Origin of the sequence: Pedobacter sp. MC2016-05, from assembly GCF_026239735.1 — a bacterium.
Classification (GTDB): Bacteria; Bacteroidota; Bacteroidia; order Sphingobacteriales; family Sphingobacteriaceae; genus Pedobacter.
Genome location: NZ_JAPIVT010000003.1, coordinates 152,375 through 166,348, shown reverse-complemented (window position 1 = coordinate 166,348; position 13,974 = coordinate 152,375). Strand labels below are relative to the sequence as shown.

General features: G+C 38.7%; 12 protein-coding genes, 1 tRNA gene and 1 pseudogene. 11 read left to right on the top strand and 3 right to left on the bottom strand.

Going from position 1 to position 13,974, the window contains the following annotated elements:
• Window positions 1–145: 145 nt before the first annotated feature.
• The 3 genes from OQZ33_RS05915 to OQZ33_RS05905 form a co-directional block, all read right to left on the bottom strand.
• Window positions 146–219, bottom strand: a tRNA-Arg gene (locus OQZ33_RS05915).
• Window positions 220–316: 97 nt separating this feature from the next.
• Entirely contained in the window at window positions 317–781 is a 465-nt protein-coding gene (locus tag OQZ33_RS05910) for a redoxin domain-containing protein (RefSeq protein WP_265798129.1), read from the bottom strand.
• 140 nt (window positions 782–921) lie between these two features.
• Entirely contained in the window at window positions 922–1,830 is a 909-nt protein-coding gene (locus OQZ33_RS05905) for an SDR family oxidoreductase (protein ID WP_265798128.1), read from the bottom strand.
• A gap of 161 nt (window positions 1,831–1,991) precedes the next feature.
• On the opposite strand from OQZ33_RS05905, the gene atpD reads away from it, so the two are divergent.
• The 11 genes and pseudogenes from atpD to leuC all read left to right on the top strand — a co-directional run bounded on the left by atpD (window position 1,992) and on the right by leuC (window position 13,928).
• A complete protein-coding gene (atpD, locus tag OQZ33_RS05900) occupies window positions 1,992–3,494 on the top strand; it encodes a F0F1 ATP synthase subunit beta (protein ID WP_265798387.1) in 1,503 nt (500 codons plus the stop codon).
• A 115-nt stretch (window positions 3,495–3,609) separates the two neighbouring features.
• The gene (gene atpC / locus OQZ33_RS05895) at window positions 3,610–3,855 is read left to right on the top strand and encodes an ATP synthase F1 subunit epsilon (RefSeq protein WP_231425138.1); all 246 of its coding nucleotides are present in this window, start codon (window positions 3,610–3,612) and stop codon (window positions 3,853–3,855) included.
• A gap of 565 nt (window positions 3,856–4,420) precedes the next feature.
• A complete protein-coding gene (locus OQZ33_RS05890) occupies window positions 4,421–5,311 on the top strand; it encodes an aminotransferase class IV (protein WP_265798127.1) in 891 nt (296 codons plus the stop codon).
• Window positions 5,312–5,390: 79 nt separating this feature from the next.
• Complete coding sequence (ilvD, locus tag OQZ33_RS05885; protein WP_265798126.1) at window positions 5,391–7,073, top strand: dihydroxy-acid dehydratase; 1,683 nt, start codon at window positions 5,391–5,393, stop codon at window positions 7,071–7,073.
• 6 nt (window positions 7,074–7,079) lie between these two features.
• Window positions 7,080–7,344: pseudogene (locus OQZ33_RS05880) on the top strand (ORF6N domain-containing protein).
• A complete protein-coding gene (locus tag OQZ33_RS05875) occupies window positions 7,316–7,684 on the top strand; it encodes a hypothetical protein (protein WP_265798124.1) in 369 nt (122 codons plus the stop codon). The pseudogene OQZ33_RS05880 and the gene OQZ33_RS05875 overlap by 29 nt, the downstream one beginning before the upstream one ends.
• 21 nt (window positions 7,685–7,705) lie before the next feature.
• The gene (gene ilvB / locus OQZ33_RS05870) at window positions 7,706–9,457 is read left to right on the top strand and encodes a biosynthetic-type acetolactate synthase large subunit (protein ID WP_265798123.1); all 1,752 of its coding nucleotides are present in this window, start codon (window positions 7,706–7,708) and stop codon (window positions 9,455–9,457) included.
• A gap of 108 nt (window positions 9,458–9,565) precedes the next feature.
• Complete coding sequence (gene ilvN / locus OQZ33_RS05865) at window positions 9,566–10,204, top strand: acetolactate synthase small subunit (RefSeq protein WP_056851585.1); 639 nt, start codon at window positions 9,566–9,568, stop codon at window positions 10,202–10,204.
• A 72-nt stretch (window positions 10,205–10,276) separates the two neighbouring features.
• A complete protein-coding gene (locus OQZ33_RS05860; RefSeq protein ID WP_265798122.1) occupies window positions 10,277–10,753 on the top strand; it encodes a DinB family protein in 477 nt (158 codons plus the stop codon).
• A 224-nt stretch (window positions 10,754–10,977) separates the two neighbouring features.
• Complete coding sequence (ilvC, locus tag OQZ33_RS05855; protein WP_265798121.1) at window positions 10,978–12,459, top strand: ketol-acid reductoisomerase; 1,482 nt, start codon at window positions 10,978–10,980, stop codon at window positions 12,457–12,459.
• 56 nt (window positions 12,460–12,515) lie between these two features.
• Window positions 12,516–13,928 carry a 3-isopropylmalate dehydratase large subunit gene (gene leuC / locus OQZ33_RS05850; RefSeq protein ID WP_265798119.1) on the top strand — a complete coding sequence of 471 codons (1,413 nt, stop codon included), beginning with the start codon at window positions 12,516–12,518 and terminating at the stop codon, window positions 13,926–13,928.
• Window positions 13,929–13,974: the final 46 nt, after the last annotated feature.

Sequence of the window (13,974 nt, the reverse complement as noted above, 5' to 3'; positions counted from 1 at the left end):
TAAATTATTTTGCAAAGAATCTTATGATTTAGGGAATCTTTGCAGAATTTCTAGCAGAATTTTATGCAATTCTCAAAACAAGACTGGTTCTTAATAAAAAATTGAACATAAAAAAAGAGGATCTCATTTCGAGATCCTCTTTAAGTGCACTTGTAGGGATTCGAACCCCAAACCTTCTCATCCGTAGTGAGATGCTCTATCCAATTGAGCTACAAATGCATTTTCGTTTGTTAACGGACTGCAAAGGTAAGATTTGAGATTTAAATTCAAAATAATTTTGAAAAAAAATCTCAAATAAACTTAGCGTTACATAATATTAAGCTTTCAAAGCATCATCAATTGCCTTAAAATCAGGCAAATCTTTTGCATCTTCTAAAACTTCAGCGTAAACTATTTTTCCTTCCTCATCTATTACAAAAGCTGCTCTTTTAGAAACGCCCTTTAAACCGAACACAAATTCTGGGTAGATAGCGCCAAACGATTCAGATACTTCCTTATTAAAGTCAGATAATAACGGGAACTGATAATTTTGAACTTCCTTGAATTTGGCCAAAGAAAACGGAGAATCTACAGAAATTCCTAATACTTGGGCATCGATACCTTCGTAAAAGCTGAAATTGTCTCTCATTGTACAAAGTTGTTCGGTACACGTACCCGTAAAAGCCATCGGGAAGAAGTGTATGATTACTTTTTTTCCTTTGAATGCAGATAAAGAAACTTCTGCTAAATCTGAGCTGTATAATTTAAAATCTGGGGCCTGATCGCCTACGTGTAATGACATATATTTATTATTGTTTAATTGTTTAACTGTTTGAATTGCTGGAATAAATTGGCTAACTGATAAATTGCGGTACAAAGTTCGAAAAGAAAGAGCTTACGGATTTGTCTATTTCCTAATTTCATTTCCCCGTTTTCCATTTCCTATTTCCTACTTGTCATCTGCTCAACCACGATCTTCAAACCTTCCTCAAAACTATGCGGCCGGTAATCCAAATCGTTTATCGCTTTATCTAATACAAAACCGGTTTTCATCGGTCTCCTCGCCGTTTGGTTTAAACCGACAGAACTTACCTCTGAAATAATCGATTGATCCAATGCCCAATAATCGGCAACTTTTCGCACTAAATCTGCAATGCTCATGTAATCTTTGCCAGATACATGATATATTCCCTTTGCATTTTTTTCAACGGCTAACAAACAAGCTTCGGCCAAATCTTCAGCTAATGTTGGCATTCGCCATTGATCATTTACAACTTTTATTGGCAAACCTTTCTCCAAAGCCCCTTTTGCCCACAAGACAATATTACTTCTGCTCATATCGTTGGTAATGCCATAAACCAAAATCGTTCTCATAACTACCCAATCTGCTGTCGATTTCTTAATTATTTCTTCAGCCCAAACTTTCGATTCGCCATAATAACTCACGGGGTTAACCGGATCATCTTCTTTATATGGTCCTTCTTCCCCGTCAAAAACAAAATCTGTACTTAAATGAATCAATTGGATATTTTTTTCTTCGCATAGCGATAAAAGATTTTGAACCGCTACTACATTTAATTGATAACACATCCCTTTATCCGCTTCAGCGGTATCTACATTGGTCATTGCTGCAGTATGAATGATGGCGTCTGGTTGATATTTATCTATAACTTCTCTGACCTGTTGCAGATTGAGAATATCCATTTCTGCATATCCATAGCCGGCTTTAACTGGATAACGGTTTATACCTTTTGATGTGGCCACCAACTTTACCCTACCCTCTGCCAAAATTTTTTCTGTTAATTTCTGACCTAAGAGTCCGTTGCTGCCGGTAGTTAAAATTGTTTTCATCGATTGATTTTATACCGCTAAACTACCCATTAAAATCGCCTAAGAAAAATTTGTAATATATATTTAAAATTTACTAATAATAACTTAACTTTGCCAACCGAATTGGAGCCCTTACAAACAGCTTTAATTCATTGACTGTAATAAATTTACTCACAACAGATATGCCTAACTTAGGAAAAATAGCACAAATTATCGGCCCAGTGGTTGACGTTAGCTTTGCTGATGATGCCCATCTACCTAAAATTTTCGATGCGTTAGAGATAACAAAAGAAAATGGACAAAAAATTGTTTTAGAAGTTCAACAGCATTTAGGCGAAGATCGCGTACGTGCAATCTCTATGGATTCTACTGATGGTTTAGTCCGTGGAATGAAGGTACTTGATACTGGTTCAGCGATTAAAATGCCAGTGGGCGATCAAATTAAAGGTCGTTTATTTAACGTAGTAGGTGATGCGATTGACGGTATTACTGCTGTAGATAAAACTGACGGTCGTCCGATCCATGCTACTCCTCCTAAGTTCGAAGATTTATCAACTGAAACTGAGGTACTTTTCACAGGTATCAAAGTAATCGATTTATTAGAGCCTTATGCAAAAGGTGGTAAAATTGGTTTGTTCGGTGGTGCTGGTGTAGGTAAAACGGTATTAATTATGGAGTTGGTAAACAACATCGCTAAAGCTTATGCTGGTTTATCAGTATTCGCAGGTGTTGGTGAGCGTACTCGTGAGGGTAACGATTTATTACGTGAATTTATCGAATCAGGCGTAATCAACTACGGTGACGATTTCTTACACTCCATGGAAAAAGGTGGATGGGATTTGAAAGCGGTTGATACTGAAAAATTAAAAGAATCTAAAGCAACATTAGTTTTCGGTCAAATGAACGAGCCTCCTGGTGCACGTGCTCGTGTAGCATTATCAGGATTAACAGTTGCAGAATATTTCCGCGATGGTGATGGTGAAGGCGCAGGAAAAGACATCCTTTTCTTCGTTGATAACATCTTCCGTTTCACTCAGGCAGGTTCTGAGGTATCGGCTTTATTAGGCCGTATGCCATCTGCAGTAGGTTACCAACCAACATTGGCAACTGAAATGGGTTTAATGCAAGAGCGTATTACTTCAACTAAACGTGGTTCAATTACATCAGTACAAGCGGTATATGTACCTGCGGATGATTTAACTGACCCTGCACCGGCAACAACATTTGCCCACTTAGATGCAACTACAGTACTTTCTCGTAAAATTGCTGAGCTTGGTATTTATCCAGCAGTAGATCCATTAGATTCTACTTCACGTATCCTTTCTCCTGCTGTTTTAGGTGATGAGCACTACAACACTGCACAACGTGTGAAAGAAACTTTACAACGTTATAAAGAATTACAAGATATCATTGCGATTTTAGGTATGGACGAATTATCTGAAGAAGATAAATTAGTGGTATCAAGAGCTCGTCGTGTGCAACGTTTCTTATCTCAACCTTTCCACGTAGCGGAACAATTTACCGGCTTAAAAGGTGTGTTGGTTGATATTAAAGATACCATCAAAGGTTTCAACATGATTATGGATGGTGAAGTTGATGAATATCCAGAAGCTGCATTTAACTTAGTTGGTAGCATTGAAGATGCTATTGAAAAAGGTAAGAAGTTATTGGCAGAAGCTAATTAGTATATAGTAGTTAGTACTTAGTATAAAGATACGGTCTCTAGCCTAAGTACTACCTCAATAATTTATTTAGCGAACTAGTTTAATTACTAGTTACTAAATACTAACTACTAAAGAAATGAATTTAGAAATATTAACTCCAGATAAAAAAGTTTTCGAAGGTGAGGTAACAGCAGTTACCGTTCCGGGTACTTTAGGTTCTTTTCAGATTTTGAAAGACCATGCGGCAATCATCTCAACTTTAGAAGATGGAGAAGTTATTATCAAAGCTGGCAAAGCCGATGAGCAACGTTTTTTCATCAAAGGCGGTGTTGTTGAAGCCATCCACAACAAAATTGTTGTTTTGGCTGAAGGTATTGCTTAGATAAAAATTAGTGCTGAATTTATTTTAGCATCATTAGAGAAAGCCTTTCCGATTAATTTCGGGAAGGCTTTTTTGTTATAGTTAACTCTTAGAATTTGAACATTTTTCCAACCATAAGTCACATTTAGGAAGAAAATAGTAAATTTTACAATGCAAGCATAACAAACATACCGTATACCGTTTTGATATTCGGTATACCACCAACGGCATTAAATCACTAATTCCACTTCGATAACGAATAACATTCTGTTCAAACATAAAATTTAAAAATATTATTCTTATTTAACTTTTTTCTGATTTCTCTTGCATATTAATGAACCAAAAACTAAATTGGTATTTATAAAGCATCAGAAAATAATGACAATTCAAAACAGCAAGCTTTTCAAAATCAGCACCGCAAATGCGGGCGGAAATATTGTGTTGTTATTTATCATTATTCTAAACCTCCTACTCCTAATTTTAGGAAAGAAGACGGGCAGCTTTTAAATAGATTTAAAAAACTAAATATACCTAAAGCGTCCTGATACAAACAGGACGCTTTTTTTAAATAACAAAACGCAGTATTATGAAGTACTACAATTCTAATACGATTATTTATCTTGATGGAAGGTTCGAAAAAGCTGTAGATAGTGGCACCGACCTTTATGGCCAGTCGTTACACTACGGTTATGCCGCGTTTGAAGGTATCAGAGCATATAAAACACACAATGGAAATCGGATTTTCAAAGCCGCTGCCCATTTTGACCGTTTAGAGCGCTCTTGCCAGTTGGCCAATATTCCCTTCCCATGGGATAAACAAGAATTAATTAAAGAAACCTACAAGCTTCTTACTTTAAATAAGTTAAAGGATGCCTATATCCGGCCGTTGGTTTTTTGCCATCCAAACATGAAATTGAATGGACCAAGTGGTGTTTCGATACTGATCTGCGCCTGGGATTGGGAAGCTTATTCAGGAAATAAACTTTTAAAGCTCACCGTCTCCGATTACGAAAGACCAAACCCGAAATCGACTCCGATGGAGGCTAAGTTAAGTGGAAACTATGTAAACTCCATTTTGGCAACTACTGCGGCCAACATTAAGGGCTATGACGATGCGCTACTTTTAGATATGCATGGATTTGTTGCAGAATCTTCTGGTGCGAACATTTTCCTAGAGAAAGATGGAAAATTATACACTCCATCGTTGGGTAATATTTTACCAGGCATTACCCGGGCAACGGTTAAAGAACTTTGTAGCGTGTTAGATATCGAATGCATCGAGAAAAAATTAACCGTTGAAGATTTGAAAAATGCAGATAGTGCCTTCCTATGTGGGACTGCTACCGAAATTGCAGGTATTGCCTCTATTGACGATATCGTTTTCCGCACTCTCTGGAGAGAATCTATCGGTTATACTATACAAAGAGCTTATAGAAACCTTGTACTGGAAAAAGTAAACTACGAAGTGATCATTTAGTATCAAGTAGTTATTATCGAGTATCTAGACGGATTCCAAAACATTACAACATTACAACATTACCAACAATTACTAAACAATGAGCGAATTAAACAAGTACAGTAAAACATTTACACAAGACCCAACGCAACCTGCTGCACAAGCTATGTTATATGGAATCGGATTAACCGATGCAGATATGGCAAAGGCACAAGTCGGAATTGCAAGTATGGGTTACGATGGCAACACCTGCAACATGCACCTGAACGATCTTGCAAAAGACGTTAAAACTGGGGTCTGGAAAAATGATTTAGTGGGCTTGGTTTTTAATACCATTGGCGTAAGTGATGGAATGAGTAACGGAACAGATGGGATGCGTTACTCATTGGTAAGCCGCGATGTAATTGCTGACAGTATCGAAACCATTTGTGGTGGACAATATTATGATGGAATTATCTCCATTCCAGGCTGTGACAAAAACATGCCGGGAGCAATCATGGCTATGGCTCGTTTAGATCGTCCATCAATTATGGTTTACGGAGGAACGATTGCTCCAGGCCATTATAAAGGCGAAGAATTAAATATAGTTTCAGCATTTGAAGCATTAGGACAAAAAATCTGTGGTAATTTATCTGAAGAAGATTATCAGGGAATTATAAAACATACTTGCCCGGGTGCGGGTGCATGTGGAGGAATGTACACCGCAAACACCATGGCATCAGCTATCGAAGCTTTAGGTATGAGTTTGCCTTACTCCTCTTCAAACCCGGCAATTAGTCCGGAGAAAAAACAAGAATGTTTAGATGCTGGAAAATACATCAAGATATTATTAGAAAAAGATATCAAACCATCTGATATTATGACGAGGAAAGCATTTGAAAATGCCATCCGTTCGATCATTATTTTAGGAGGAAGCACCAATGCAGTACTACATTTTATTGCAATGGGTAAAGCTATCGGAGTTGAAATTACACAGGATGATTTCCAGAGAATGAGCGATGTAACTCCGGTTTTAGCTGATTTTAAACCAAGTGGAAAATACCTGATGCAAGATTTACACCAGTACGGTGGTATTCCTGCAGTGTTGAAATTCTTATTGAATGAAGGCTTATTGCATGGCGATTGCCTAACCGTAACTGGAAAAACAATGGCTGAAAACCTGGGTGATGTGAAATCAATTATGGATTACGATCAAAAAATCATTCAGAAATTAAGCGAACCAATCAAACCAACAGGTCATCTACAGATTCTTTATGGAAATTTAGCGGAGAAAGGTTCAGTGGCAAAAATCTCTGGTAAGGAGGGAGAGAAATTTGAAGGTCCGGCACGTGTTTTTGATGGCGAGCATGATTTAATTGCTGGTATTTCTAGCGGTCGTGTTCAACCGGGTGATGTAATTGTAATTAAAAACTCTGGCCCAGTTGGTGCTCCAGGTATGCCTGAAATGTTAAAGCCAACATCGGCCATTATCGGTGCAGGTTTAGGTAAGTCGGTCGCTTTAATTACCGATGGGCGCTTTTCTGGTGGAACACACGGCTTTGTAGTGGGGCATATCACGCCAGAATCTTATAAAGGAGGTTTAATTGGTCTGGTTGAGGATAATGATCCAATCTTAATCGACGCCGTTAATAATATAATTAGTTTGCAGGTAAGTGACGAGGTGATCGCCGAGAGAAGAAACAGATACGTTCAACCAGCGTTGAAAGTGACAAAAGGTGTTTTATATAAATATGCTAAAACAGTATCAGATGCAGCAAGCGGTTGTGTAACTGATGAATATTAAATTTTGATGTCATCCCGACTAGAAAATAATATTAAACTTAAAGATATGCAGATTATTAAAAGCATTCAAAGTAGAATTTATACGATTCGGGGTGAAAGAGTAATGCTAGATTTCGATTTGGCTTTGCTTTATGAAGTTGAAACAAAGGTTTTGAATCAACAAACAACGCTTCCCGGAAGATTTTATGTTCCAATTAACAATAGAAGAATGGGAAAATTTGAGGTTTCAAATTGAAACCTCAAATGAATTACTCCGTCCTCACAGATTGTGATACTGAACTGGTCACAAATTGTGACCGGTTCCCAAAAACACCGGGGGAACTTACCATACGCTTTACAGAGCAAGGTGTAGCCATGCTTAGTGGCGTTTTGAGAAGCGAAAGGGCGATTAATATGAACATTGCCATTATGAGAGCATTTGTAGATGTTCGCAAAATTTTGCTAAAACAAAGCAATATTAATGAACAGCTACTTAAAATTAAAGAGCGACTTGGAGAGCATGATGTTCAATTAAACGAACTCTACGATGCAATGGTTAACATGCTCGACGAAAAAATTGCTCAATTAAAATGGAAAGATAGGGAGCGGATTGGGTTTAAAATTAAAAAATAATAGAACCGTAAAAACATAATTATGGAAACTGCACAAGATACGATACAACAAACCGAGGCGAAAGCAGAAGCTTCAAAAACTTTATTCAAAGGAACAGGCTCACAGGTTTTGTTGAATGGATTAATTGAGGAGGGCGTAACCACCATTTTCGGCTATCCAGGCGGGGCTATCATGCCAATTTACGATGCACTTTACGATTACGCCGACAAACTAGAGCATATTTTAGTTCGCCATGAGCAAGGTGGTATTCATGCTGCACAAGGTTTTGCCAGAACAAGTGGAAAAGTTGGGGTTTGTTTTGCAACAAGTGGTCCAGGCGCAACTAATTTAGTTACTGGTTTGGCCGATGCTCAAATTGATAGTACTCCTTTGGTTTGTATCACAGGGCAGGTTTTTGCACATTTATTGGGAACCGATGCTTTTCAGGAAACGGATGTGATTAACATTACAACCCCCGTTACTAAATGGAATTATCAGGTTACCGATGCTAAAGAGATCCCGGAGGTTTTGGCTAAAGCATTTTATATCGCAAAAAGCGGCAGACCAGGACCAGTTTTAATTGACATTACTAAGAACGCACAATTACAGGTTGAGGAATTTCCTGAATATGTAAAATGTAATCATATCCGCTCTTATCGCCCAAAACCAAAAGTTAGGGTTGAATATATTGAGCAAGCGGCAGCATTAATTAATGCAGCAAAAAAACCATTTGTATTATTCGGACAGGGCGTTATTTTAGGCAAAGCGGAAGCAGAGTTCAAAGCGTTTATTGAGAAATCTGGCATCCCAGCTGCCTGGACAATCATGGGTGATGGCGCAATTCCAACTTCACACCCATTAAATGTTGGGATGCTAGGGATGCATGGCAATTACGGTCCGAATGTTTTGACCAATGAATGTGATGTATTAATTGCGATTGGAATGCGTTTCGATGACCGCGTAACTGGTCGTTTAGATAAATATGCCAAACAGGCAAAGGTAATTCATTTCGATATCGACCCTGCTGAAATTGATAAAAATGTAAAGGCAGAAGTAGGCGTTTGGGGCGATTGTAAAGAAACCCTACCCCTATTAACCAATCTGGTTAATGAAAGCAAACACGAAGAATGGTTGGCGAAATTCAAAGATTATAATCAGCAAGAAATAGACCAGGTAATCACGCCAGAGCTTCATCCAACAAGTGATGAAATGACGATGGGCGAAGTATTGCGTAATATCAATGAAATCTGCGGCGGCGATGCTATAATCGTAACCGATGTTGGTCAACACCAAATGGTTGCCTGCCGTTATGCCAAATTTAATAATACCCGTAGCAATATCACTTCTGGTGGTTTGGGCACCATGGGCTTCGGCTTGCCGGCAGCAATTGGTGCAAAATATGGTGCGCCAGATAAAACGGTAATCGCAATTATCGGTGATGGAGGTTTCCAAATGACGCCCCAGGAACTGGGAACCATTATGCAGTTCGGTGCGGCAGTAAAAATTTTGATTTTGAATAATCGCTTCTTAGGGATGGTTCGCCAATGGCAACAATTATTCCACGATAAACGATACTCTTTTGTAAACATTACGAGTCCTGATTTTGTGGCCCTGGCTAAAGCATATTATATCGAAGCCGATAAAGTTGATGAACGTGCCACCTTAAGAAAAGCTTTGGAAACGATGATCAATCACGAAGGATCTTACCTTTTAGAAGTGATGGTTGGAAGAGAAAATAATGTTTTCCCAATGGTTCCACAAGGAATGAGCGTAAGTGAAATTAGGTTGAAATAAGATTAAATCTGATCCTCATCTCGACTGGAGCGCAGCGAAATGGAGAGAACTTTGAACAAAGATTTCTCCGCAAGGTCGAAATGACGACAAGGTAAAAAAGAAATTATCATGAGTACTGAAAATACAATACAACATACAATAGATAAAGCCGATATCGACGGGAAGCAAGAATACACCATTACCGTGTATGCTGAAAATCGCATTGGTTTATTAAACAGGATTGCGATTATCTTCTCGAAAAGAAAAATCAATATCGAAAGTTTAAATAGTTCTGCTTCCGAAATCGATGGCATCCACCGTTTCAACATCGTCATTACAGAAAGTTATGAAGTGGTTCGGAAACTTGCCCGTCAAATTGAAAAGCAAATTGAAGTTCTGAAAGTCTACTTCAATACCAATGAAGAAATTATCTGGCAGGAACTGGCGCTGTACAAAGTATCTACAGATGAAATTGCGGAGAAAGTAACCGTAGAACGTTTGCTTAGACAATATGGAGCAAGCGCCGTGGTAATCCGTAAAGATTATACCGTTTTTGCCGTAACTGGCCACAGAGAAGAAACCGATGCGTTAGTGAAAGCACTTGAGCCTTACGAACTGATTGAGTTTGTACGTTCTGCAAGGGTTGCGATTATTAAAGATAGCGCTGGTTTCCACGAGAAACTGAAAGAATTTGAGGCCTTTGAACCCGGGGAAGAACTGGTAGAAAATGAGTTCTTAGATAAAGGCGAGAAGATATTTACAATGTAGATGAATACGACGTTAGAAGTTATAAGTTCAGGACGTAAAACGTATAACTTAAAACCTAAAACAATAGAAAAAATGAACGAAATATTTGATTTTATAATTACCTCACGCAAAGCCTTTATTCAGTTAATAGATGGCTTGACGATTGAGCAATTGAATAAAATTCCTGAAGGTTACAACAACAATATTGTTTGGAATTTCGGGCACATTGTGGTAAGTACACAAACGCTTTGTTATGTACGCACCGGGGTTTTAGCAGATACAAACTCGGTAAACTTTAACGAATTCTATAAGAAAGACACTCGGCCGACATACACTGTAACTATGGAAGAAGTTGAGGAATTAAAAGCTTTAGCACTTGATAGCGTTGAAGAGATAAAAGAAGATTATGCAAATGGCGTTTTTGCAAACATCACGCCTTTTTCAACTTCCACCTATGGAGCAGAGATGAAAAGTATAAAAGAAGTGCTGGTTACCACTATAGGGCACGATAATGTGCATTATGGATATGCTTGGGCACTGAAGAAAGGCGTAGAAGGGTTTAGGGTTTAGCGAAAAGACGAAAGCTAACACACTCGTTTTTGCGAGGAACGAAGCAGTCTTAATGCGATAGATTAAAGATCTCGCTTTAGTTATAGGATTACTTCGTTCCTCGCAATGACGACCGCACATAACATATCGGTAAATCGTCCCGAAAAGAAACAACTGTTCGTGAAGACACGGACTTGACAATAATATTAATAGAAAATAGAACCATAAAATAAATAACAAAAACGATGTCAAATTATTTTAACACATTACCTCTAAGAGAAAAATTAAACCAGCTAGGTGTTTGCGATTTCATGGATAGCAACGAGTTTTTAGATGGCGTTAGCGCTTTGAAAGGCAAAAAACTAGTGATTGTAGGCTGCGGCGCTCAAGGCTTAAATCAAGGTTTAAATTTAAGAGATAGTGGTTTAGATGTAAGTTACACGTTGCGCAAAGAGGCGATTGAAGGCAAAAGAGATTCATGGAAAAATGCAACCGAAAACAACTTCAAAGTTGGTACTTACGAAGATTTAATTCCAACTGCCGATGTGGTAATTAACCTTACGCCAGATAAACAACATACTGCCGTTGTAAATGCAATTATGCCTTTAATGAAGGAAGGTGCAACGTTATCTTACTCTCACGGTTTCAATATTGTGGAAGAAGGCATGCAAATCCGTAAAGATTTAACGGTTATTATGGTGGCTCCAAAATGTCCGGGTAGCGAAGTTAGAGCGGAATATGTTCGTGGTTTTGGTGTGCCAACTTTAATTGCTGTTCATCCAGAAAACGATCCACAAGGTAAAGGATTGGCACAGGCAAAAGCTTATGCTGTTGGTACAGGTGGCCACAGAGCTGGGGTTTTAAAATCATCTTTTGTGGCCGAAGTTAAATCTGATTTGATGGGCGAGCAAACTATTCTTTGTGGTTTATTGCAAACTGGTTCTATCCTATCGTTCGATAAAATGGTAGAAAAGGGAATTGATGCTGGTTATGCTTCTAAATTGGTTCAATATGGTGTGGAAGTAATTACTGAAGCCTTAAAACAAGGTGGAATTACTGCAATGATGGATAGATTAAGCAATGTTGCTAAAATCAAAGCTTTTGAAATTTCTGAAGAATTAAAAGACATTATGCGCCCATTATTCCAAAAGCACCAGGATGATATTATGAGTGGCGAATTTAGCCGCACGATGATGGAAGATTGGGCTGCTGGTGATAAAAATTTATTGAAATGGAGAGCTGAAACAGGTGAAACTGCTTTCGAAAAAACGCCTGCTGGCGATGTTAAAATCGGTGAGCAAGAATACTTCGACAATTATTTATTAATGGTTGCTTTCGTTCGTGCAGGGGTTGAGTTGGCTTTTGAAACAATGGTGCAGGCGGGTATTAAACCAGAATCAGCTTATTATGAGTCGTTACACGAAACGCCGCTTATTGCTAACACCATTGCCCGTAAAAAATTATTCGAAATGAACCGCGTAATTTCTGATACAGCTGAATATGGTTGTTACTTATTCGACCAGGCTTGTAAACCATTATTAGCTGACTTCATGACTAAAGTTGACACTGACTTAGTGGGTAAAAACTTTAACGAGGGTAAAGATGGCGCTGTAGATAACAGAAAATTAATCGATGTTAACGAGGCAATTCGCTCACACGAAGTAGAACAAGTTGGCGCTACATTGCGTAAAGCGATGACTGCCATGAAAGCAATTAAAACTGCATAATAGAACTCAAACCTTATAGGTTTTTAAAACCTATAAGGTTTACAAAAAATAACAAAATGTCAAAAACATTAGTAGAAAAAATTTGGGATGCACACGTTGTAAAAAGCGAAGAAGGCTTTCCTGATATTTTATACATTGATACACACTTAATACACGAGGTAACTTCTCCGCAGGCTTTTGATGGTTTGCGCAAGAGAGGATTACCAGTTCTTCGTCCGCAGCAAACGGTGGCTACTGCCGACCATAACGTGCCGACTTTGAACCAATTACAGCCAATTAAAGAAGAGCTTTCTCGCTATCAGGTGGATATGCTGACCAAAAATTGTGCAGAATTTGGAATTGAGCTTTATGGTTTAGGTCATCCTTTTCAAGGCATTGTTCACGTAATCGGTCCGGAATTGGGCATTACCTTACCAGGGAAAACGATGGTATGCGGCGATAGTCACACTTCAACACATGGTGCTTTCGGAGCCATTGCTTTTGGTATCGGAACCTCGCAAGTGGAGCAGGTTTTTGCAACGCAATGTTTATTGCAGTCGAAACCTAAAACCATGAAAATTGAGGTTAACGGGGAATTGGGCAAAGGTGTTGGTGCAAAAGACATCATCCTTTACATCATCTCTCAAATTTCTGCAGCTGGCGGAACGGGTTATTTCATTGAGTATGCCGGTTCGGCAATTGAAGCTTTGAGCATGGAAGCCCGAATGACAATCTGCAACATGAGTATCGAAATGGGTGCGAGAGGTGGTTTAATTGCTCCTGACCAAACCACGTTCGATTATATTAAAGGAAGAGAGTTTGCGCCTGCAGGCGAAGAGTGGGATAAAGCTTTAGCGTATTGGAAAACTTTGTATAGCGATGCTGATGCGAAATTCGATAGCGTTTTAACATTTAATGCCGTAGATATCGCACCGATGATTACTTATGGAACCAACCCAGGAATGGGAATGGGAATCCAGGAGCATATTCCGGCGACTAACGCACAACCTGATAAAGAAAAACTTTCTTATCAAAAAGCTTTGGATTATATGGGCTTTGATGATGATGCCGCTTTGATCGGAAAACCGGTTGATTATGTTTTCATTGGCAGCTGTACCAATTCTCGTATTGAAGATTTACGCGAAGTGGCAGATTTTGTAAAAGATAAACGCAAAGCGGATAATGTTACGGTTTGGATTGTTCCGGGTTCGAAGCAAGTAGAGCAACAAGCGAAAAATGAAGGTTTAGATAAAATTTTCGAGGCCGCAGGTTTTCAATTGCGTGAGCCAGGTTGCAGTGCTTGTTTAGGAATGAATGAAGATAAAATTCCAGCTGGAAAATATTGCGTTTCTACATCAAACAGAAATTTTGAAGGTAGACAAGGACAAAATGCCAGAACATTACTAGCCAGTCCGCTAACAGCTGCTGCGGCTGCCGTAACTGGCGTGATTACAGATGTTAGAGAAATGCTTGAACCGGTAGAAGGTTAAAAGGCGGAAGGTTTAAGGTTTAACGTAAGAACAAAATCCCTAAAAC

Coding starts and splice junctions, on each gene's coding strand:
- OQZ33_RS05910 (WP_265798129.1), bottom strand. CDS start 781: ATGTCATTACACGTAGGCGATCAGGCCCCAGATTTTAAATTATACAGC.
- OQZ33_RS05905 (WP_265798128.1), bottom strand. CDS start 1,830: ATGAAAACAATTTTAACTACCGGCAGCAACGGACTCTTAGGTCAGAAA.
- atpD (WP_265798387.1), top strand. CDS start 1,992: ATGCCTAACTTAGGAAAAATAGCACAAATTATCGGCCCAGTGGTTGAC.
- atpC (WP_231425138.1), top strand. CDS start 3,610: ATGAATTTAGAAATATTAACTCCAGATAAAAAAGTTTTCGAAGGTGAG.
- OQZ33_RS05890 (WP_265798127.1), top strand. CDS start 4,421: ATGAAGTACTACAATTCTAATACGATTATTTATCTTGATGGAAGGTTC.
- ilvD (WP_265798126.1), top strand. CDS start 5,391: ATGAGCGAATTAAACAAGTACAGTAAAACATTTACACAAGACCCAACG.
- OQZ33_RS05875 (WP_265798124.1), top strand. CDS start 7,316: ATGAATTACTCCGTCCTCACAGATTGTGATACTGAACTGGTCACAAAT.
- ilvB (WP_265798123.1), top strand. CDS start 7,706: ATGGAAACTGCACAAGATACGATACAACAAACCGAGGCGAAAGCAGAA.
- ilvN (WP_056851585.1), top strand. CDS start 9,566: ATGAGTACTGAAAATACAATACAACATACAATAGATAAAGCCGATATC.
- OQZ33_RS05860 (WP_265798122.1), top strand. CDS start 10,277: ATGAACGAAATATTTGATTTTATAATTACCTCACGCAAAGCCTTTATT.
- ilvC (WP_265798121.1), top strand. CDS start 10,978: ATGTCAAATTATTTTAACACATTACCTCTAAGAGAAAAATTAAACCAG.
- leuC (WP_265798119.1), top strand. CDS start 12,516: ATGTCAAAAACATTAGTAGAAAAAATTTGGGATGCACACGTTGTAAAA.